Annotated in this window: 16 protein-coding genes and 2 pseudogenes; 14 read left to right on the top strand and 4 right to left on the bottom strand. The window is 63.3% G+C overall.

Annotated elements, in window-relative coordinates; translation table 11 throughout:
• Positions 1-139 precede the first annotated feature (139 nt).
• The 5 genes and pseudogenes from ACP7AX_RS07710 to ACP7AX_RS07690 all read left to right on the top strand — a co-directional run.
• A pseudogene (locus tag ACP7AX_RS07710) lies at positions 140-634 on the top strand (ParB/RepB/Spo0J family partition protein); the annotation flags it as partial.
• Between the two features lie 71 nt (positions 635-705).
• A complete protein-coding gene (locus tag ACP7AX_RS07705) occupies positions 706-1,830 on the top strand; it encodes a tyrosine-type recombinase/integrase (protein ID WP_131685269.1) in 1,125 nt (374 codons plus the stop codon).
• Between the two features lie 122 nt (positions 1,831-1,952).
• Positions 1,953-3,938 (top strand): tyrosine-type recombinase/integrase, encoded by a 1,986-nt coding sequence (locus ACP7AX_RS07700; protein ID WP_426225993.1) that lies wholly within the window; start codon positions 1,953-1,955, stop codon positions 3,936-3,938.
• Between the two features lie 102 nt (positions 3,939-4,040).
• On the top strand, positions 4,041-4,754 hold the full coding sequence (locus ACP7AX_RS07695; RefSeq protein ID WP_426225992.1) for a hypothetical protein: 714 nt from the start codon (positions 4,041-4,043) through the stop codon (positions 4,752-4,754).
• A 391-nt stretch (positions 4,755-5,145) separates the two neighbouring features.
• Positions 5,146-6,003, top strand: a pseudogene (locus ACP7AX_RS07690) (ParB/RepB/Spo0J family partition protein); the annotation flags it as partial.
• A 312-nt stretch (positions 6,004-6,315) separates the two neighbouring features.
• Here the strand turns inward: ACP7AX_RS07690 and ACP7AX_RS07685 are convergent.
• Positions 6,316-7,197 carry a hypothetical protein gene (locus tag ACP7AX_RS07685; protein WP_426225991.1) on the bottom strand — a complete coding sequence of 294 codons (882 nt, stop codon included), beginning with the start codon at positions 7,195-7,197 and terminating at the stop codon, positions 6,316-6,318.
• 734 nt (positions 7,198-7,931) lie between these two features.
• Between ACP7AX_RS07685 and lepA the strand changes: the two genes are divergently transcribed.
• Positions 7,932-9,785, top strand: a complete 1,854-nt coding sequence (gene lepA / locus ACP7AX_RS07680) for a translation elongation factor 4 (RefSeq protein ID WP_426225990.1) — start codon at positions 7,932-7,934, stop codon at positions 9,783-9,785.
• 36 nt (positions 9,786-9,821) lie between these two features.
• Positions 9,822-11,051, top strand: a complete 1,230-nt coding sequence (gene hemW / locus ACP7AX_RS07675; RefSeq protein WP_426225989.1) for a radical SAM family heme chaperone HemW — start codon at positions 9,822-9,824, stop codon at positions 11,049-11,051.
• A gap of 30 nt (positions 11,052-11,081) precedes the next feature.
• On the opposite strand, the gene ACP7AX_RS07670 is transcribed toward hemW, so the two are convergent.
• Together ACP7AX_RS07670 and ACP7AX_RS07665 are read right to left on the bottom strand one after the other, a co-directional pair.
• Entirely contained in the window at positions 11,082-11,492 is a 411-nt protein-coding gene (locus tag ACP7AX_RS07670) for a DUF4870 domain-containing protein (protein ID WP_131684084.1), read from the bottom strand.
• Between the two features lie 126 nt (positions 11,493-11,618).
• Positions 11,619-12,470, bottom strand: coding sequence for a DUF3097 family protein (locus ACP7AX_RS07665; protein ID WP_131684085.1), 852 nt, complete (start codon positions 12,468-12,470; stop codon positions 11,619-11,621).
• A gap of 210 nt (positions 12,471-12,680) precedes the next feature.
• On the opposite strand from ACP7AX_RS07665, the gene hrcA reads away from it, so the two are divergent.
• From hrcA to ACP7AX_RS07650, 3 genes are all read left to right on the top strand, one after another.
• On the top strand, positions 12,681-13,694 hold the full coding sequence (gene hrcA, locus ACP7AX_RS07660; protein ID WP_131684086.1) for a heat-inducible transcriptional repressor HrcA: 1,014 nt from the start codon (positions 12,681-12,683) through the stop codon (positions 13,692-13,694).
• A gap of 75 nt (positions 13,695-13,769) precedes the next feature.
• Positions 13,770-14,897, top strand: a complete 1,128-nt coding sequence (dnaJ, locus tag ACP7AX_RS07655; RefSeq protein WP_131684087.1) for a molecular chaperone DnaJ — start codon at positions 13,770-13,772, stop codon at positions 14,895-14,897.
• Positions 14,898-14,899: 2 nt separating this feature from the next.
• Positions 14,900-15,682 (top strand): 16S rRNA (uracil(1498)-N(3))-methyltransferase, encoded by a 783-nt coding sequence (locus tag ACP7AX_RS07650; protein WP_426225988.1) that lies wholly within the window; start codon positions 14,900-14,902, stop codon positions 15,680-15,682.
• Here ACP7AX_RS07650 and ACP7AX_RS07645 read toward each other — a convergent pair.
• On the bottom strand, positions 15,669-16,607 hold the full coding sequence (locus ACP7AX_RS07645) for a GerMN domain-containing protein (protein WP_426225987.1): 939 nt from the start codon (positions 16,605-16,607) through the stop codon (positions 15,669-15,671). The two genes, ACP7AX_RS07650 and ACP7AX_RS07645, sit on opposite strands and share 14 nt — an antisense overlap.
• Positions 16,608-16,993: 386 nt before the next feature.
• On the opposite strand from ACP7AX_RS07645, the gene ACP7AX_RS07640 reads away from it, so the two are divergent.
• Genes ACP7AX_RS07640 through era form a run of 4 tightly spaced genes read left to right on the top strand, consistent with a single transcriptional unit; the run spans position 16,994 to position 20,835 of the window.
• Positions 16,994-18,079: a PhoH family protein gene (locus tag ACP7AX_RS07640; protein ID WP_426225986.1), complete on the top strand. Its 1,086-nt coding sequence runs from the start codon at positions 16,994-16,996 to the stop codon at positions 18,077-18,079.
• Entirely contained in the window at positions 18,076-18,549 is a 474-nt protein-coding gene (gene ybeY / locus ACP7AX_RS07635) for an rRNA maturation RNase YbeY (protein WP_108598106.1), read from the top strand. The genes ACP7AX_RS07640 and ybeY overlap by 4 nt, the downstream gene beginning before the upstream one ends.
• Positions 18,546-19,877, top strand: a complete 1,332-nt coding sequence (locus ACP7AX_RS07630) for a hemolysin family protein (RefSeq protein ID WP_426225985.1) — start codon at positions 18,546-18,548, stop codon at positions 19,875-19,877. The genes ybeY and ACP7AX_RS07630 overlap by 4 nt, the downstream gene beginning before the upstream one ends.
• Positions 19,861-20,835: a GTPase Era gene (era, locus tag ACP7AX_RS07625; RefSeq protein WP_426225984.1), complete on the top strand. Its 975-nt coding sequence runs from the start codon at positions 19,861-19,863 to the stop codon at positions 20,833-20,835. The genes ACP7AX_RS07630 and era overlap by 17 nt, the downstream gene beginning before the upstream one ends.
• The last annotated feature ends 48 nt before the right edge of the window (positions 20,836-20,883 follow it).

Below are 20,883 nucleotides of genomic sequence, written 5' to 3'. Positions count from 1 at the left end.
CCAGGCGACAACTTGGTCCGCGCCGCACCTGTATCCCGCCCGCTTGACAGACATAGAAGCGTCGGGGGGAGAGGGGAAGCTGGCCGGTCACCACGAGCCGCCCCACCCACCACATTCCTCTGCAAAAGGAGCAAAAACCATGAACACCACACCCACGCTGGAAATGCTCGACCCCAAAACCCTCACCATCGACATCAACGTCCGCAAAGACGCCGCGCTCACCCCCGCCTTCGTGGCCAGCATCAAAGAACACGGCGTCCTCGAGCCCGTCATTGCACACCGTAAGGACGACGGGATCGTGCACGTCCTGATGGGACAGCGCCGCACCCGCGCCGCCGTCGAAGCCGAACGCCCCCTCATCCCGGTCATGGTGACCGAAAGCCCCGAAGAAGCAGAACGCATCGTCACACAGGTGGTCGAGAACATCCAACGCTCCGCGCTGAGCGAGGCCGACGAAGCCGACGCCTACCACCAGCTCTCCCTCATCGGCGTTTCAGCGGCACAGATCGCCAAGAAAACCGGGCGGACCAAGATCACCGTCGAGGACGCGCTGAAGGCCAAATCCACCGCCGCCGGGGACGCCGCCCTGGGCAGAGGATGCACCATTGAAGAGGCCCTGATTCTGGCCGAATTCTTTCTTATGTGGACACTGCGAGCCTCACGGAGGATGAAGGCTGGGGGTGTTGCACTGGGAAGGTGACGCAGATGCGGGTTGTTACGACCAAGTCATCCGGGGTGGTTTCATCGGTGACACTTCATGACCGGGACGGTGCCAAGGTTGTGCCTGTGTGCAGATTCCTGCAGCACATCCTGGATTCGGGCGGGAGCCCGAATACCGCCTCCGCCTACGGATTTGATTTGAAGAACCTGTTCGAGTTCCTGAACCAGGCCGGCATCGAGTGGAACGATTTCCGGCCCGCCGTTGCTTTGGACTTCCTGGGGTGGTTGCGGAGGCGCCCTAGTCGGCGGCCGGCGCAGCGACTGGGTTTGGCCGTGACCGGGTCCGAAGGCCGGTTGTTGGCGCCAGCCACCGCTGCCCGCGTGTTGGCAGCTGTGTCGAGCTTCTATGAGTGGGCCATCATTGCGGAGCTTTTCGATGCCGAGAACCCGATGCGCCGCCAACCGGACGCGGTGCTGGCGAGGGTGGCGGAACGGCACCGCCCGTTTACAGGTGGGGCGAGCAGACAGCAGCCTATCCGGCGGCAGATCCGGGTCAAGCTTCCCCTCCGGTTGCCGCGGCCGCTGGCCGAGCCAGAGGTCGAAGCCCTGTTGGAGAGCATGACCTGCCTGCGGGATCTGGCCATGGTGTTGTTGATGCTCGACGGGGGCTTGCGCCCTGGGGAAGTCCTTAGCCTTCACCTGCGGGACATCTCATACGGCCGCAGGCGAGTCGTCGTCCGCAAACGTGACGACCACCCCGGCGGGGTGAGGGGAAAGTCCCGCCAGGAGCGGGTCGTGGATGTCCTGGAGCCCCGCACCCTGGACGCGGTTAACAGGTACGTCTTACGGGAACGACCCTCACGGTCCGCGAGCCCTTTCCTTTTCCTTGTGGGCGGGCATGGGGCTAGGGCCTGCGAGCCGCTGTCCTATCCCGCGCTGGTGCGGATGTTCGCCCGCCGGCTGGATGGCCTCGGTCTTCGAACACCCGAAAAAACACCGCATGCGCTGCGCCATACGCACGCGAGCCTGATGTGGGAGGCGGGAATGCGTGAATTGGCCCTTCAACAACGCCTGGGACATGCTTCACCGGAATCCACCCGTATCTATACCCGGGTCTCGGACGCCCAAGTCAGGGATGAATATCGCGCCGCACTGGGCAGCCTCAAGTGAGCCCGGGGACCGGCGCACTGAAGCGGGCTACTTTTCCCTCGGCCCGCAGGCATGCTTCGGAAACCGAGTACGGTGCCTGGGTTAAAGCCCATGTCCCGAACCAAGCCGCACGTTACGAGCGGATGGCAGCCTACCGCCGGTTCGTCCGCGCTTGGCCGGATTTGGAGGAATGGTTCGCCGCGCCCCTCCTGGTGAGGGCTGGTTTCACCGGCGGTCCTCTACGCGCGACGGGGCGCACCGGCACGTTCAGCGCCAGCGGCTATCTGGTGTATCTGGCCCTTGTCCACGGCATCGGCCTGGATCATGAGTTCCTCTTCGTCCGTAAGTACGCGCGGCTCTTCAGCGTTCAGGCCGGCGGCCGCGGGCTGGGCGTAGACCTGGAGTTGTTGGACACTCACGCAGCACGCCTGACGGAACTCGGTTACGGCGCCACCTCGTCCCGTTCCAACCTCACCTGGACGATCGGACGGCTACTGCTGTCTCGAGGCGATCCCGACATCACAGTCATCACCGCCGAGGACCTGTTCGATCTGGCTGAGAAGATCCGCAGCTTTGGGCAGCGGAAGGACTTCGAGGAGCTGCGCGCGGCGCTTTACCGGAAGTCTCCCTGGCAGATGACAGGGGAGGACGCCGGAGAACGTTTCATCAGAGCCCATCTGGCCAAAGTCCATTGCCTCCACGTCCTGCTGTTCAACATCAACCAGGTGACAGAACCGCCTATGACCGGGACAGTCCGCCGTGCGGGCTGGGAAGAGAATCTGCTGCCCGAGCCCTGTCCGCCCTTGATCCGGGCAGTTATCGAGCGCTACCTTCTTACCCGCCTGGAGGCAGGGTTTGACCGCCCGCAGACCGTCAGGCTGGCCCGGGACGGCCTACGCCGGCTGGTCAACTGGCTGGGACGCAAACACCCTCACATCACTTCCCTTGCTCAGCTGGACCGGGCCCTGATCGAAGACTACCTGCGATGGCTGCCCACCTACCTCAGCCAGAACACCGGCGAACCTTTGCATGCAAGGACCCGCAAACACGAAATCAACGCCATCGGCAGCTTCTGCCGCGACACCGGAATCTGGGGCTGGGACCACGTTCCAGGCCGGCCCTTGCTGACCACCCGAGACGGGCCCCGCAATCCCCAAACCATTCCCCGCTACCTGCCACAACATGAACTGGATGCCTTGATGAGCGCCGTCGACGGGCTCACAGATCCCCTGCAGCGGACCGCGTTGCTGCTCCTGCGCTGGTCAGGGGCACGGCGGGACGAGATTAGGCGGCTGACCTGCGACTCCCTGGACACTTATGTCGGCGGCCACCCCCGGCTGCGGATCCCGGTCGGCAAAGGCCACTCCGAACGACTGATTCCGCTGCACCCCGACGCAGCTGCCGCACTGCAGGAAGCCATCAAACTCACCAAGACCACGAAAGCGGTACCCCGTCACGACCCCACCACAGGCAGATTAGAAGAGTACGTTTTCATCCGCAAAGGCCGCCTCCTGTCCTCCGCCACTCTTTTCGACGACGCCTTCGAAAAGGCCTGCACAGCCGCCGGACTGGTCGACGCCAACGGAACCAGGACAGTGAGTGCGCACAGGCTCCGCCATACCCTGGGCACCCAACTTGCCGAGAACGGGGCACGGATACAGACGATCATGACCATATTGGGGCACAAGAGCGCAGCCATGTCCATGATCTATAGCCGCATCTCCGACCCGGAAGTCCGGCGTCAATACGAAGCTGCCCTTACAGCCGGCAACCGCATGGCCGGCCCTGCAGCCGAGGCACTCATGAACGACAAACTCGATGACCAGGCCCTCCACTGGCTACAGACCAACTTCCTCAAAACAGAACTGGAGCTTGGCCACTGTCTCCGGCTGCCCGCTGAAGGTCCTTGTGAATGCGAGCTCATGCTTTCATGCCCAAAATTCCTCACCACAAGCGAGTACGTCCCCAGGCTCCAGGCACGATTGAACCGCGAGAAAGACCTCATCGCCGATGCCCAGCTCCGGGGATGGCCGCGTGAAGTTGAACGCCACGAGGCAACACAACGCCGCATAAGAAAGCTGCTGACCGACCTGGACGAGAGCCCATCGGTGGTTAATCATTTGACTTGACTAATTGGGCCTCCGCTGTTTGACTCCCAGCGGGGGAGCGAAGTGAATGGTCCGTCCCCCACTAACAATGATTTGGGGGAACGAACTTTGAAGAAGTTGAAAATGACATTTGTTGCCGTAGCTGCCGCTGCGCTCTGTCTGACCGCAGTGCCACCAGCCACGGCTTCAAATGGGAAGAGCGAAAGCCACGAAGCTCAGGTGGATAAAATTTTGGCATCGAAGTACTGGAGCCAAACAACGCCGGCAACAGAGGTTCAGAAGGCGAACCGCAAAGCTCTACCAGTCGATGTAAAGGAGGCCTTGGCCGCCGTCGCACTTGATGAGACCCTCAACGACGAGCAGTCAGCAGTACTTTCTGCTGCCGGTCTTGCCGAACTGGATCCAAAGAACACGACTTGGAAATTCTCCGAAGCTGAAACGGTGGCGGTGCCAGTTGAAAAGTCGCCAGTAGCCTCACCGCTGACCTTGAACCTGATGGCAGCGCAATGCTGGATCACGACGGCGGAAGTCCAAAAGTGGAGTTTTGCGACTCAATCTTTCGGTTGGAAACGGCAGGTTGATTGGTGCGCCGACGGGTCGCGAGTGACTAGCCGCCACAGGGACTTTCCCTCTGTCGGATACGTGGACTTCACGTATCACTATCGAGGAGCGGACGGTATCCAGGCGAATCCTGTAGGCGGTTGGCAGGTGCGCACCTACCAGTCCGCCACTTTCGAACAGTGCCCGACTCACCTGGGATGCACAAACACCTACCGGCCTTGGATCGAATTCCAGTTGTATGGCAACAACACCGCGTCACATACTAAAGGTGTCTGAAACTTTTTGATGGAGCTTAGGGGGAGCAGTGAATAAGTGGGCATGGATTCTGGTACTTACGGGAACGGCATTTCTCGTGTTCGTTCTGCCATACATCATGGCAGCGTTTGCTGTTGCCCCGAATGGAACCGAAACTCTTCTGCTGGTACTCCTACTCTGGGCCGCCACTTGGATGGTAAGCCGTAGGCGTGCTCGAGGGAGCGCAACAACGAGGTAAGACTCAAAGTTGATCCAGAGACAAGGAGGACCGCGCGAAAATGGCGCGGTCCTCCTTGTCTTACGGGAATCAAGCTCCCCGTCGAGCGTCGTGCGGTCGCAAACTGACGTTCTCGGGGAACGCGGGCTCGTATTCGCAGAACGACCTTGACGGCCAGAATCTGTCCACATAATTGAAGGCGACGCCGAAGCGACCGAGGAACTTGAATCAGTCCTCGCTGACGAACCCGACATGCTCCTGCACGTCACCCAGCGCCTGCGGGACAAGCGGGACATCGCCGCCGCGCGTGCCGCGCTGGTCGCCGAACTCGAAGGCCAGGGCAAGACCATCGTGGAGGACGCGGGCCACTACGCCGACGAAGAAGCCCTGTACGTCTCGGCCGCGAACCGGGCCGATGGTGAACCTGCCACCGAGGACGACGCCAACGCCTACATCATCCAGCGCGACTGGCAAGGCACCCACACCGCTAAACCAGTCATCAGTGGATGGAAGGAACTCGGCTTCACTCCGCGCCACGAGCGCTACGACGGCACCCGACAGGCGCAGTCCGGCCCCATGACTGAGGAACAGAAAGCCGAACGGAAGACCCTTATCGCCAATAACAAGGCCATGGAGTCCGCTGGTTTCGTACGCCGGGAGTTTGTGAAGAACCTGCTGGCTCGCAAGCAGGCACCCAAGGGATGGCAGTACTTCACCGTCCACGCCATCACCCACCACCCTGAGACCGCCAGCGGTTATCAAGGTGAAGTTGCCGCAGAAATGATTGGAGCCAAAACCGAAGACAAGAGCGGACGCTGGGGCTGGAACCCGCTCCGCGACCACGTCGCCAGCACCACCGCACGGCCCGAGTTTTCCTTGATCGCCTTGATCTGCGCGGGGTACGAAAAGACCATAGCCAAGGACTCATGGCGGTCACCGCACCAAAGCCACCGCGACTACCTCAACCAGCTGGTCACATGGGGCTACACCGCATCCGAGACCGAGCAAATCATCATCGACAGCGGCAAGGAAACCACCACCGAAGCCGCATAAGACCACCTTGCCGGGCGGCAGGAACACCGCCCGGCAAGGGCTCCACCCACCACAGGCAGGGCCAGGAACCTCCCAAAAGTGGGGCGGTCCGCCGCCCAAGACACACCACGGCAGCCACTCACCAGCGGCGGACCGCCGCTCAACGCGACACACTCCCTGGAACCATCCCCCCGCGGGACTAGGAACAACGACGATCCCCGTCCCATGGCAGCGTTACAAAGAGTTCAGCTAGGCTGAACCATAGATTTCCTTTGCAGAGGGAAACCCAGGAAGGGCCGGCGCATCAAAAAGTGCCGGCCCTTCCGCTCTACCTCAGTAATTGGGCATGAGGGTGATCCTAAAAATGCGCTCTAGGACATTCTTCTCTTTCGCGGCATCGTATTCGACGATCTGCCACTCGCGTTTATCCTCCCAAAACAGCATCATGACGTTGCCGTAATCCGGATGAGAAGCCAGGTTTTTAACTACAGAGTCGCCTTGCTGGTCATTGATGGCGTTCTTGGTTTCGACAAGCAAAATGCCGTTCCCTCGCTGACGGTTTTTCACTCCAACGACGAAATCAGGGTAGAACTGGTACTTGTTCGGGAGTGGAAGACTGACGGACTCTGGGCGGCGGACTGGGTTTCTGTGCCACCAGCGAACGGTCCCCGTTAAGTCATCATCAAGTTCCTGCGCTAGCTGCAGTTCCCATGAATTCATGTTCGCCGGGAAGACACCATAGATGTTGAGGCGAGCTCCGAGGAGACTCTCCTCCGAGCTGAGGACTTCGGGCAGTGGTTCGGCATCGATTGAAATCATGTTTCGGGTGATGCTTTTCGCGACGGCACTCCGCAGGGCTGTGGGTCGCAATGCCAAGATCTTGTTCAACCCCGCGACTCTTTTTTCTTCCGTTTCGAATCCGGAAAGTCCCGCCCTCTGAACTTCCTTTGTGAACTGCTGCAGCAGAGCCCCTTGCAGCCCCTTCATGTCGATCACCTGAAGTTCGTCAGCGGAGATGAGGATCGCTTGAGCGCGGGCATCAATTTCTTTCTGTGCCAACGCAGCATGGAAGTTCTCAGAAGTTCCAGCGGTCTGTGTGAAGAGGTCGTACTCCCGCTTGATGATCTTGGTGGACGACTTCAATGCCATGAGCAATGCGTCGTTGTCGAACCGGAAGTTATCCACGACATCTTGCAGGATGGTTGAGCTGTCCATCGAACAGACAGCTTTCTTTAGTCGTGACGGTACGCCGAGATCCTGGCGCTTTGGATAGGACCAAGTCTTTGGTGCTGCTGGAGGGCACGTGGGCACAGCGGACGACCCTGTCGGCAGACCAAAGTGATCGAGGATGGCGCCAAACTCCTGTTGGGTGCCAGGACGACCGGGTCTGGTAGCCGAGGAATCGTCAGTAGATTGGACGGCCTCATCTGATCCGCTAGGTGCCGGCTCTGGCTGGGTGCCCACCAATTTGCCCTGCTCGTCCAGATAGTGTGTTTGGCCGTGGGTTGTAGTTGTTGTTGTGGGCGGTAGGTCGCCCACAACCACGACAGCAATATTTGAGGTCACTGAGGCGAGCGAGGATTTTACTGCATTGATTCGGTCGGCCGCCGACGTGAGGCCCGTCTGCGACTCGTTGTCCGAGAGATAGACATAGCCCGAATTGAGACTGTCTTCGGTGTTGCTCTCTGCGGGGCTGCAGGGCCGGCAGGCCGGGCTGTGCCGGATCTGAATTTCTCCAGGACCCTGACCGTCATCCGGACGGCGCTGGCCAAGGAGCGGAGGTTAATAGGCATGGGCCAACAATATCGCCGGCCCGGTGTTGCCCGTTGGATGCGGTGCGATGGGCCCCGACGTGGGACACTGGAGGTTCTAAATGTGCGGCCCGGCCGCAGGGTGCCTTCGGTGCGTCCTGCAGGCGGCCGCGTGAATGCCAACAGTAAGGACCCTGCGTGTCTCCCATGGCCCGCACCGCCCCGGTGCCCGCCGCGACAGATCCGGCCATCATTCGGAATTTCTGCATCATCGCGCACATTGACCACGGTAAATCCACGCTGGCCGACCGCATGCTGCAGTTCACCGGGGTCGTTCAGTCCCGCGACATGAAGGCCCAGTACCTGGACCGCATGGACATCGAACGCGAGCGCGGCATCACCATCAAGTCCCAGGCCGTCCGCATGCCGTGGGAACTCGAAGGCAACAGCTATGCGCTGAACATGATCGACACTCCCGGTCACGTTGACTTCACCTACGAGGTCTCCCGCTCGCTGGCAGCCTGCGAAGGCGCAGTCCTGCTGGTGGATGCGGCGCAGGGCATTGAGGCCCAGACCCTCGCCAACCTCTACCTGGCGATGGAGAACAACCTCACCATCATCCCGGTCCTGAACAAGATCGATCTCCCGGCCGCCCAGCCCGAAAAGTACGCCGCGGAGCTTGCCAGCCTGATCGGCGGCGACCCCGACGACGTCCTCCGTGTCTCCGGCAAGACCGGCATGGGCGTTGAAGCCCTGCTGGACAAGATCGTCCGCGACCTCCCCGCCCCCAAGGGTGACCCGAACGCCCCTGCCCGGGCCATGATCTTCGACTCCGTGTACGACACCTACCGCGGCGTGGTGACCTATGTCCGCGTCGTTGATGGCATGCTCCACCCCCGCGAACGCATCCAGATGATGTCCACCCGGGCCACCCACGAACTCCTTGAAATCGGCGTGAGCTCCCCGGAACCAACCCCCTCAAAGGGCCTTGGCGTGGGCGAGGTGGGCTACCTGATCACCGGTGTGAAGGACGTCCGGCTCTCCAAAGTGGGCGACACCGTCACCAACCTTGCCAAGCCGGCGGCCCAATCCCTCCCGGGCTATGCGGATGCCAAACCGATGGTCTTCTCCGGCCTGTATCCACTGGACGGCACTGACTACCCGGTGCTGCGTGACGCCCTGGAGAAGCTGATGCTTAACGACGCGGCTCTGGTTTACGAACCGGAAACGTCAGCGGCGCTGGGCTTCGGCTTCCGCGTAGGCTTCCTCGGTCTGCTGCACCTGGAGATCACCCGGGAACGGCTCGAACGCGAGTACAACCTGGACCTGATCTCCACCGCCCCCAACGTCGAATACGAGGTGACGCTGGAGGACAAGAAGGTGGTCCATGTGACCAACCCCAGCGAATACCCCACCGGAAAGGTCGCCGAGGTCCGCGAACCGATGGTTTCGGCGACCATCCTGGCACCCAACGAATTTGTCGGCGCCATCATGGAGCTGTGCCAGAGCCGCCGCGGCGTTATCGGCGGCATGGATTACCTCTCCGAAGACCGCGTGGAAATCCGCTACCGGCTGCCGCTCGCGGAGATCGTTTTTGACTTCTTCGACATCCTCAAGTCCAAGACCCGCGGTTATGGCTCGCTGGACTGGAAGGCCGACGGCGACCAGGTGGCCGATCTCGTCAAGGTGGACATCATGCTCCAGGGCGAACAGGTTGACGCCTTCTCCGCCATCACCCACCGTGACAAGGCCTACGCCTACGGCGTCATGATGACCACCAAGCTCCGCGAGCTCATACCGCGCCAGCAGTTCGAGGTACCCATCCAGGCCGCCATTGGCTCCAGGATCATTGCCCGCGAGAGCATCAGGGCCATCCGCAAAGACGTCCTGGCCAAGTGCTACGGCGGCGACATCTCCCGTAAGCGCAAACTGCTGGAGAAGCAAAAAGAAGGCAAGAAGCGTATGAAGATGGTGGGCCGCGTGGAGGTCCCCCAGGAAGCGTTTATCGCTGCGCTGACCACGGACGAGTCCAAGGACAAGGCCAAGAAGTAATGATGAGCGTGGCCCTGACCACCGGAGGCCGCCGCAATGCCTAGCACCCTTCCCCTCGGCGACCCGGCGCCGTCGGACGGTCTGCTGCCCAGCCAGGCAACAGACGGTTCTGCGGAACGCGCCTTTGGGCTGTACGTGCACATCCCGTTCTGTGCTGTGCGCTGCGGGTACTGCGACTTCAACACGTATACGGCCACCGAACTCGGCGGCGGTGCTTCCCAGGATGCCTACGCGTCCACAGCCGTGTCCGAAGTGGATTTCGCCGCTCACGTCCTCCGGGGCTCAGGGCTGCCGGACCGGCCGCTGAGCACCGTCTTCTTCGGCGGCGGTACCCCTACCTTGCTCCCTGCTGAAGACCTCGCACAGATCCTGAGTGCCGCCGTCGGGCATTGGGGCCTGGAGCCTGGCGCCGAGGTCACTACCGAGGCGAACCCGGACTCGGTCACCCCCGAATCCCTGGCCATCCTCAAGGAAGCGGGCTTCACTCGCGTTTCCTTCGGCATGCAGTCCGCCGTTCCCCACGTCCTGAAGGTCCTGGACCGCACGCACACTCCCAGCCGTGTGCCGCAGGTGGTGCAGTGGGCCCGCGACGCCGGCCTGGCCGTGAGCCTGGACCTGATCTACGGAACGCCGGGGGAGTCCCTGGCTGACTGGCGCTTATCCCTGGAGACAGCGCTGTCCTACCAGCCGGACCACATCAGCGCCTATGCGCTGATCGTGGAGGACGGCACCAAACTCGCCGCCCAGATCCGGCGGGGCGAAGTTCCAGGCATCGACGACGACGACCACGCCGACAAATACGAACTCGCCGACGAACTCATCACCGCGGCAGGGCTGGGCTGGTACGAGGTCAGCAACTGGGCCCGCACACCGGAGCAGGCGTGCAGGCACAACCTCGCGTACTGGCGGGGCGATGACTGGTGGGGTATCGGTCCGGGCGCCCACTCGCATGTTGGCGGTGTGCGGTGGTGGAACGTCAAGCATCCCACTGCGTACGCCGGACGGCTGGCGCAAGGGCTCTCCCCGGCCGCCGGACGGGAAACCCTGGATCCGGAAACCCGTGAGGTGGAGCGGGTCATGCTCGAGGCGCGGCTCGTCTCGGGGCTTGCGGTCTCAACACTGGGGGAGCCGGGCCGTCACGCCATGGCCGGGCTGATCGCCGACGGCCTGGTGGAGGCGCCGGCTGCGTTCCGCGGAAAGCTGGTGCTGACCCTCAAGGGCCGCCTGCTGGCCGACGCAGTGGTGCGGCGGATCCTGCCGGACTGAAACCGCTTAAAGCGTTGGTGTGGCTGGGGACTACTTGATCCAGCGCAGGTTGTACTGGTATCGGTGCGGCTGGCCTTTGTTGACATGGATGCCGGCGGCCACCGAGAAGCACGTCAGGGCGATCCAGATCAGGGTGGCGATGACGGCAAATATGTTTCCCACCACGGGGATGAAGACCAGAAGGTTGGCCACCAGTGCAGCAATGGTGGGCGGCAGGCTGAAGTTGAGGGCTTCCTTGGACTCCTGCGCTGTGAAGGGGCCGCGCTCCCTGAAGATCAGGAAAATCAGCAGTGAGGGAACGCAGCCAAGGATCCCGCCAAAGTGGGCGAGGGTGGCCCACTGCCGGTCTTCGCTGGCCGTGAGGGGCAACGCATTTGCGGGAACGCCCTGGTACTCCGAACGGCCGTGATCGTCCGGGTGCTCGCGTGCGTTTTGTGCCACTGTTCATTCCTTCGAGAGTGCAATAGTGCTTGTTGGAGAGTACTTGCCTGACGAAACGGCTGCCTCCGCAGTACCAAGAATACTGGGTCAATGGCCAAATGCCCCGCCGGCGTCCTTCCCGGTCAGCTAAGGCACTGTCAGGAAGTCGATGACTTCCTCCACCCGGCCCAGCAGGGACGCTTCCAGGTCCGCGTAGGTGTGGACCGCGCCCAGGAGCTTCTGCCAGCCGAGCCCGATGTCCTCCTTGGTGGCGTGCGGCCAGCCAAACGCCGCCAGGATGCCCGTCTTCCAGTCCTGCCCCCGGGGAACCACCGGCCACTTGCTAATACCCAGCACCGATGGCCTGATGGCCTGCCAGACGTCAACGTAAGGGTGCCCCACGATCAAGACGTTGCCGGCCGCCCCCGGCGATGCCATTACCCCAGCTGCGATGCGGGACTCCTTGGAGTCAGCCACCAGGTGGTCCACCAGCACACCCAGCCGCCTGCCGGGTCCCGGCTGGAAAGCAGCCACCGCCCCCGCCAGGTCATCGATGCCATGCAGAGGTTCGACGACGATGCCTTCCACGCGCAGGTCATCGCCCCAGACCTTTTCGATGAGTTCGGCGTCGTGCTTTCCTTCCACCCAGATCCTGCTCGCCTTGGCTACCTGCGCACGCTGGCCTGCCACGCGCACTGAGCCGGAGGCCGTCCGGCCGGCGCTGGCCGGAATCCCGGGCTGCCGTGGAGCGGGGGGCATCAGCCGGATGGGCTGGCCCTCCAGGAGGAAACCGAAGCCAAGCTTGAAGGAACGGGACTTGCCGCGCCGGTCTTCGAGGGCCACCACGTGCATGCCGCCGGACTTTTCCACCCGGGTCACGGCACCCACCCAGCCGGACTGCGCGTCTTCGAGGACCATTCCCCGCTCCACCGGAACCTCGGGGAGTTCATTCCTGACGGGCGCCTTGATTTCCTGCGGACCCCAATTCTGGTACTGCATCGGTTGACTCCGCCTTGCGCTAGATGGTCCCCCGGAGTTTCGCCCGGAGCGGTACCAATGCTAACAACGGGGCGAGTCATATTAGACTGTTAGCACTTAGGCATGTCGAGTGCTAACGCCGGCCAGTCCTTCCCGGCTGCCCTGTCCGCAGGATCGGGAGGATGCCGGCGGCCCGGCCGGACAGCCGCGACCCGTAGATGGAGGTGGAGTGTGAGCGAGCCGCGCAAACTTGAAGTACTGCGTGCCATCGTGGAGGACTACGTGCACTCCCGTGAGCCTGTGGGTTCCAAAGCTTTGGTGGAACGCCATCACCTTGGCGTCTCCAGCGCCACCATCCGCAACGACATGGCGGCGCTGGAGGACGAAGGCCTGATTACGGCACCGCACACCAGCGCCGGCAGGATTCCCACTGACAAGGGCTACCGGCTGTTCGTGGACCAGATCTCCGCGGTCAAGCCGCTCTCCCCGGCAGAGCGCCGGGCCATCCAGTCGCTGCTGGAGGGCTCCGACGATCTCGACGACGTCCTCGAGCGGACGGTCCGGCTGCTGTCGCAGCTGACCAACCAGGTTGCCGTGGTGCAGTACCCGCACCTCAGCCGGGCAACCATCCGGCACATCGAATTCGTCCTCCTGGCCCCGCGGCGGGTCCTCGTTGTCCTGATTGCCAACACCGGCAAGGTCGAACAACGGGTGACCGACGTCGGCCAGGACCTTGGCGAGGACGCCGTCGCCGGGTTGCGGACCCACTTCCTCGGATCCCTGTCCGGCACGCCGCTGAGCCAGCTGACCCAACTGCTGCCGGCGGTGGTTTCGTCGGTCAGCCCTGGGCAGCGCGCAGCCGCGCAGGCGCTGGCACACGGCCTGGAAACACTCGCCCACAGCAGCCGCGAAGACCGTATGGTCATGGCAGGAACAGCGAATCTTGCCCGGTCCAATGTGGACTTCCCCCTGAGTATCGGCCCGGTCCTGGAGGCGCTGGAGGAGCAGGTGGTGATGCTCAGGCTCCTGAGCGAAATGGCGCAGGATCCCCGCGGTGTGACCGTGAGCATCGGGCGCGAGAACCCCTACGTCGGCCTGGCCGAAGCATCCGTAGTGGCCACGGCCTATGGACCGGACAGCACCGCCAAGATCGGCGTCCTGGGCCCCACGCGCATGGACTACCCCACCACCATGGCCGCCGTCAGGGCAGTCGCCCGCTATCTTTCAAGAATTCTGGGTCCGTAACAGCACCGGCCCAGGCACCATGAGCAGTGCCGGCGGTCCAGCCGCCGGCAGTACAACAAGGAAGAGATACGAACTTTGAGCAGCCACTACGACGTCCTCGGGGTCTCGCCGGAAGCCACCGGAGAAGAGATCAAGAAGGCCTACCGCAAGCTGGCCCGCACACTTCACCCGGACGTCAACCCCGGAGATGATGCGTCGGACCGCTTCAAGGCCGTGACCCACGCCTATGAGGTGCTTTCGGATCCCCAGAAACGCCGGGTCTATGACACCACCGGCAACGAGAACGGCACCGACAACGGCTTCGGCGGCGGCAGCTACGCCGGCCAGGGCTTCGCGTTCCAGGACATCTTCGACACCTTCTTCGGGGCCGGCGGCCAGGCCGGTCCGGCGTCCCGGGTCCGCCGTGGCCAGGATGCGCTCATCAGCGTCCGGATCGAACTCCGGGACGCCGTGTTCGGCGTCAACAAGAAGCTTGAAGTCGATACCGCCGTCACGTGCCCCACCTGCAACGGTTCATGCTGCCGTGAGGGCAGCCACCCCGAACGCTGCGATATCTGCGGTGGCAGCGGCCAGGTCCAGAGGGCCGTCCGTTCCATTCTGGGCCAGGTCATGACGGCCGCCCCGTGTGGCAGCTGCGAAGGCTTCGGCACCGTCATCAAGGATCCCTGCAACGAGTGCAGCGGCCAGGGCCGTATCCGCAGCCGCCGTTCGCTCACCATCAAGGTGCCGGCCGGTGTGGCAACAGGCACCCGGATCCAGCTCTCCGGCCAGGGCGAAGCCGGCCCGGCCGGCGGACCCTCCGGAGACCTGTACGTCGAAATCCGTGTCAACAACGACGCCACGTACGCCCGCGACGGCGACGACCTCCACGCAACCCTCAACATTCCGATGACCGCGGCCGCCCTTGGCACCGAGCTTTCACTGGAGACCTTCGACGGGCTCCAGGAGATTGACGTGAAGGCCGGGACGCAGTCCGGGGAGATCATCACGCTCCGCGGCCTGGGCGTGACCCACCTGCGCGGGTACGGCCGCGGCGACCTGATGGTCCACCTCCAGGTGGAGACGCCGGCGAAACTCGATGCCGCCCAGGAGGACCTCCTCAGGCAGCTGGCGAAGTTGCGCGGAGAACAGTTCACCGAGGGCAAGCTGGCCGTCAGCGGCGGCGTGTTCGCGAAGCTGCGGGACCGGTTCGGTAACCTGTAGCGGTGAGCAATCCCGTCTTCTTCAGTGGTGCAGGGACGCTGGACCACATGATTCCCGGCGCTGTGTTCGTCCTTGAAGGTCCGGAGGCGCGCCACGCGGTGACCGTGAAGCGGCTCGCCGCGGGGGAACCGGTGGACATCGCCGACGGCGCCGGAAAGCGGCTCACCGGAAAAGTTGTTTCGGCGTCCCCCGCTGGGCTCACGGTGGAATGCGCGGCGCTGGCGCTTGAGGAACAGCCTGCTGTCAGGCTGGTGCTGGTCCAGGCTTTGGCCAAGGGGGACCGGGACGAACTGGCCGTCGAAACCGCCACGGAGTTAGGGATCGACGCCGTGATCCCCTGGCAGTCGGAACGGTCCATTGTGCGGTGGAAGGGTGAGCGGGCCGCCAAGGCACATGCCAAATGGCAGTCCGTGGTCACGGCCGCCGCGAAACAGGCACGCCGCGCATGGATCCCCGAGGTGCGTGCCGCCGTCGAGACGCCGGGCCTCGCCGCCGCCGTCGCGTCCGCAGACCTGGCGGTGATCCTCCATGAAGACGCAGTGCGGCCGCTGCGTACTGTGCTGGAGGCGTGGCAAGCTGCCGAACCCGGGCCCGGTCCGCTGGAAATCCTGCTGATCGTCGGCCCGGAGGGCGGCATCAGCCCCCGCGAAGTCACCAGGCTCTGTGATGCCGGCGCAGTGACGGCACTGCTGGGGCACCACGTCCTCCGGTCCTCCACAGCAGGGCCTGCAGCGGTGGTGCTGGCGAGTGACGTACTGGGGCGCTGGAGCGCTACCCGACAGTAAAGTTCCGGGTATCCACGTTCAGCTCCTGGCCGGTGCCGGCGTCCACCTGCGAGACCCGGAGCTCGTAGTTGCCTGAGGAGAGACTGAGGGCAAGCGTGAACAGGCCCGACTGGGCGGCTTCTGTACCGGCGGTGGTTTCCCCGGTCAGGTAAGGCGCTTTGTCCCCGTTTCCTTCCACCCGCAGGATCTGCCACCCCAGCTTGCCGCCCGCAATGGTACTGCGGCCGCTGATCTTGACACTGCCGCCCGCGAGGGTGGTGCTTTCCTGCGGGTCGATGATCCACACGGGTGCCGCCAGCCCGCCGGCACGTGACATCGGGCCACCGAGCTGGACGTGATCGAATGCCATATAGTCCGTGTGACTGTCCACCAGCACCCTGACCTGGATTTGCTGGCCGGAGTCGATCAGGCCGGAGCTGGCCGCTGCGGCCGTGGCCGTGTAGACCAGCTGCTGGACGGCACGCACGGCCATATCGGCGTCGAGGTTGCTGTTGAACGCGTCCTCGGAGAGGTCCACGGTGATCACATTCTTGCCTGAGATGGAGGACGCCAGTTTTTCGGGATTCTGCCAGGGCGTGAAGAAGTCCGGGTCCAGCGGCTTTTCGGACATCATGGCGCGCAGGGCACGCGTCACCGGATTTTCCTGTTCCGGCACGTCCCGGAATTCGCGGTAAAGGAAAACGTTGCCGTTGCTGCGGCCAAGCCAATAGACCGGAGCTTTGTTCGAGGACTGGGTGGTCTCCAGCGGTGCGCTGGTGGCGGGAACACCGGGCGAGCCCGACGCGGCAGCAGTGGCGCTTCCCGGCAGGGTGGATTCCGGGCCAGGCTCCGCGATGCAGCCGCTGAGCAACAGGAGGGCAGCGAGGGAACCCACGGCTGCGCGCAGACGCAACCGCCGCGCGGCACGTCCCGCAGTAAGGGGCATCGCTGTGTCCGGCACTCTGGTGGCCCTGTCCTTCCTGAAAGTGAATACTGAGGCGTGGGCCTCCTGAGCCGGTCCCCGGACGGCTTTGATTTCCAGCATGGCATAGCGGGTTGTGCCACAAGGCCGGAAGCGGGCGCGGGGGCGCAACTGCAACGGGAACGATATGAGCCCGATATGAAGTTGATACCTAATGACATCCCTGCAGTTGGGAATCTTCGGGTCCGCCGGCTGCCCGGGGGCATCAGTGGCTCCGCCGGAGTGCGCCTGCTGGCGTAAGATGGAAGGAATCCGTTGGCTCCTGCGTGCGCGGCAACAACCCGCTCAGGCAGCCGCCGTCGGCAGATGAAATCGAACTGGAGGGGACCACGGGCCTGCGGGCCAGCACCATGACTGAATCAACGAACGGAAAGCGCCGGCTGAATACCGACCGCGCCGCCGGAGAATTCCCCCATTCACTTCCCGGTGTCCGGACGGAGGTGGTTCTCTTCGACAACTCCGATCAGATGGTCCAATCCCTCGGCAGCCACGATGAGGCCCTGCGTTTCATCGAAGAGCAGTTCCCTTCAGTCAACTTCCATGTCCGTGGGAACGAACTGTCCATCAGCGGACCTGCCACCGAAGTGCCCCGCATCATGCGGCTGCTTCATGAGGTCCGCGGCCTGGTAGCCCGCGGCACAGTCATCAGCCCCGCGGTTCTGCAGCAGCTTGTGGCCTTGCTGCGCAGCCAGTCCCTGCAGAATCCTGTGGACATCCTGACTCACGACATCCTTTCCAGCCGTGGAAAGACCATCAGGCCCAAAACGCTGAACCAGAAGAACTACGTTGACGCGATTGACGCGAATACCGTCATCTTTGGCATCGGCCCAGCAGGCACCGGCAAGACGTACCTGGCCATGGCCAAAGCGGTCCAGGCATTGCAGCAGAAGGAAGTCAGCCGGATCATCCTGACCAGGCCCGCGGTTGAAGCCGGCGAGCGGCTTGGCTTCCTGCCGGGCACCCTCAGCGACAAAATCGATCCCTACCTGCGTCCGCTGTACGATGCCCTCCACGACATGATGGATCCCGAGTCCATCCCGCGTCTTATGGCTGCCGGCACCATCGAAGTGGCTCCTCTGGCGTACATGCGCGGACGCACGCTCAACGACGCCTTCATCATTCTGGACGAGGCACAGAACACCACGCCTGAACAGATGAAGATGTTCCTGACCAGGCTGGGCTTCGGCTCCAAAATGGTTGTCACCGGCGACGTCACCCAGGTGGATCTTCCCTTCGGCACCCGCTCCGGGCTGCGGATTGTGGAGGAAATCCTGCAGGGCATCGAAGACGTCAACTTCACGGTCCTGGACTCAACGGATGTGGTCCGCCACCGCCTGGTGGGTGACATCGTCCGGGCCTACAGCCTGTGGGACGACGTCCAGCGGAACAAAGTCAAGCATTCGGTCAGTCGCGAAAAGCGGGGGGAACACGCATGAGCATCGAGGTGAACAACGAGTCTGGCGTCCAGGTGGACGAAGCAGAGCTCGTGGCCCTGTCGCGGTACATTTTCGAGCAGCTGTACATCCATCCGCAGGCTGAACTCTCGATCCTCCTGGTGGACGAACCTGCCATGGAAAAGCTTCACATTGAACTGATGGACGAGCCAGGTTCCACCGATGTGCTCTCGGTCCCCATGGACGAGCTGACACCCGGCACACCGGACCGGCCCACCCCGCAAGGAATGCTGGGGGACATTGCCGTGTGCCCGCAGGTGGCCCAGGCCCAGGCCAAGAATGCCGGCCATTCCCTGCAGGATGAGATGCTGCTCCTGACCACGCACGGGATTCTCCACCTGCTCGGCTACGACCATGCCGAGGCCGAGGAGAAGGAAGAGATGTTCGGCCTCCAGCGGCAGCTGCTCTCGGGATTCACCGGCAAAGACGCACCCGCCGAGACCACGCAGTGACGCCCCTGATCCTTGTTGGCATGGCCCTGGCATTCCTCAGTACGGCGGCACTCCTGACCGCGGCTGAAGCCGCTTTTACTTTCCTTCCCCGGCACGATGCCGAAGACGCGCTCCTGAAGAGCCGCGGCAACGCCATGAAGCGCATTCTGGCCCAGCCGGTAGCCCACATCCGGGCGTTGAGGTTCTGGCGGGTCTGGTTCGAGATGGCCTCCGCGGTTGCCGTGGCGGTCCTGCTGCACAGCCTGCTGGACAACGTGTGGCTCGCCGGCCTTGCAGCCACCGGAATCATGGCCCTGCTGGGGTTCGTTATTGTCGGGGTTTCCCCGCGCCAGATCGGCAGGCTCCACTCCGCGGCCGTTGTCCGCTCCACCGCCGGCATGATCCGGTTCCTGACGTGGATCCTCGGCCCCATCCCGGGATGGCTCGTAGCACTTGGAAGCGCCGCAGCGCCCGGCGCGCCGGCGGGGGATGAAGCCTTCTTCAGCGAACAGGAGTTCCGCGAACTGGTGGACCGGGCCTCCGAATCGGACATGATCGAGGACACGGAAGCGGAAATGATCCAGTCCGTCTTCGATTTCGGCGATACCCTGGTACGCGCAGTCATGGTGCCCAGGACGGACATCCTCACGATCGACGCCGGCTCAAGCCTCAGGCGGGCTATGTCCCTTTTCCTGCGTTCCGGGTATTCCCGGATGCCCGTGATCCGCGACAATACGGACCAGATCCTCGGGATTGTCTACCTGAAGGACGTCGCGGCAACGCTGCACGAACTGGGACCCGACGACGAACAGCCGCGGATTGAAGCACTGGCCCGCGAAGTGCGTTATGTCCCCGAATCCAAGCCGGTCAGCGACCTGCTGCGGGAACTGCAGAAGGAATCGACCCACGTGGCCATCGTCATCGACGAATACGGCGGCACGGCCGGCCTTGTCACGCTCGAGGACCTCATTGAGGAAATTGTGGGCGAAATCGTGGATGAGTACGATACCGAAAGCGCCGAAGCCGTTGCCCTGGGCGACGGCTCCTACCGTGTCAGTGCCCGGATGAGCATTGACGATCTGGGGGAGCTTTTCGATATTGAGCTCGACGACGACGAAGTGGACACCGTGGGCGGCCTCCTGGCCAAGGCCCTGGGCCGCGTACCGATCGTGGGAAGCAGCGTGGATGTGGATGGCATCACCTTGCGCGCCGAAAGGCTTGAAGGCCGGCGCAACCGGGTCAGCCACATCATTGCGGCACCCGCACCAGCAGTAGACACTGACCTTGAAGACCTCCTCGACGAGGCCGAAGCAACCCAGCAGGGAGTTCCACGTGAACAAGAAAAATAAGCCACCGGCCAACCAGAATCCAGCCGCACCGGACTTCGGCGGCTACCGGGCCGGTTTTGCGGTCCTGGTGGGGCGCCCGAACGCAGGAAAATCGACCCTCACCAACGCCCTGGTCGGGCAGAAGGTGGCCATCACGTCCGCCAAGCCGCAGACCACCCGGCACACCATCCGGGGGATCGTCCACCGCGACGACGCCCAGTTGATCCTGGTGGACACCCCTGGCCTGCACCGCCCCCGGACCCTGCTGGGAAAACGCCTCAACGACCTCGTGGCGGACACCCTTGCAGAGGTTGATGCGATCGGCTTCTGCTTGCCTGCAAACGAAAAGATCGGCCCCGGCGACAAATTCATTGCCGCACAGCTCGCCGCCATCGGCAACAAGCCGGTTATTGCCATTGTGACCAAGGCGGACACGGTTGACCGCCAGGGGCTGACCGAGCAGCTGCTTGCGGTCGCTGCCCTGGGACGCGACGTCCTGGGGGAGGACGGCTGGAAGGACATCGTGCCCGTCTCCGCCACCGACGGTTTCCAGGTCAGTACGGTGGCCGACGTGCTGATAACCCACATGCCGGCGTCACCCCCGCTGTATCCGGACGGCCACCTCACGGACGAACCGGAAGCGGTGATGATCGCCGAACTCATCAGGGAAGCTGCCCTCGAAGGCGTCCGCGACGAATTGCCGCACTCGTTGGCAGTCGTCGTCGATGAGATCGTCCCGCGTGAGGGCAGGCCGGAGGACCGGCCGTTCCTCGATGTCCGGGTCAATCTCTATGTGGAACGTCCTTCCCAGAAGGCCATCATCATCGGCAAGGGCGGCGCCCGGCTCCGCGAAGTCGGCACCAATGCCCGCAAGGCGATCGAAGCGTTGCTCGGTGCCCGGATCTACCTGGACCTTCACGTCAAGGTGGCAAAGGACTGGCAGCGCGACCCCAAACAGCTGGTCAAGCTGGGGTTCTGACGCCGTCATTATTCTCCTTCCCCGGCCGGTCATCGGGAAGTTCCCAGC

The sequence above is a fragment of the Pseudarthrobacter sp. DSP2-3-2b1 genome, from assembly GCF_049895945.1.
GTDB lineage: Bacteria > Actinomycetota > Actinomycetes > Actinomycetales > Micrococcaceae > Arthrobacter.
Note: the sequence above shows the minus strand (reverse complement) of the source record. Positions and strands in the feature narration are given on the sequence as shown.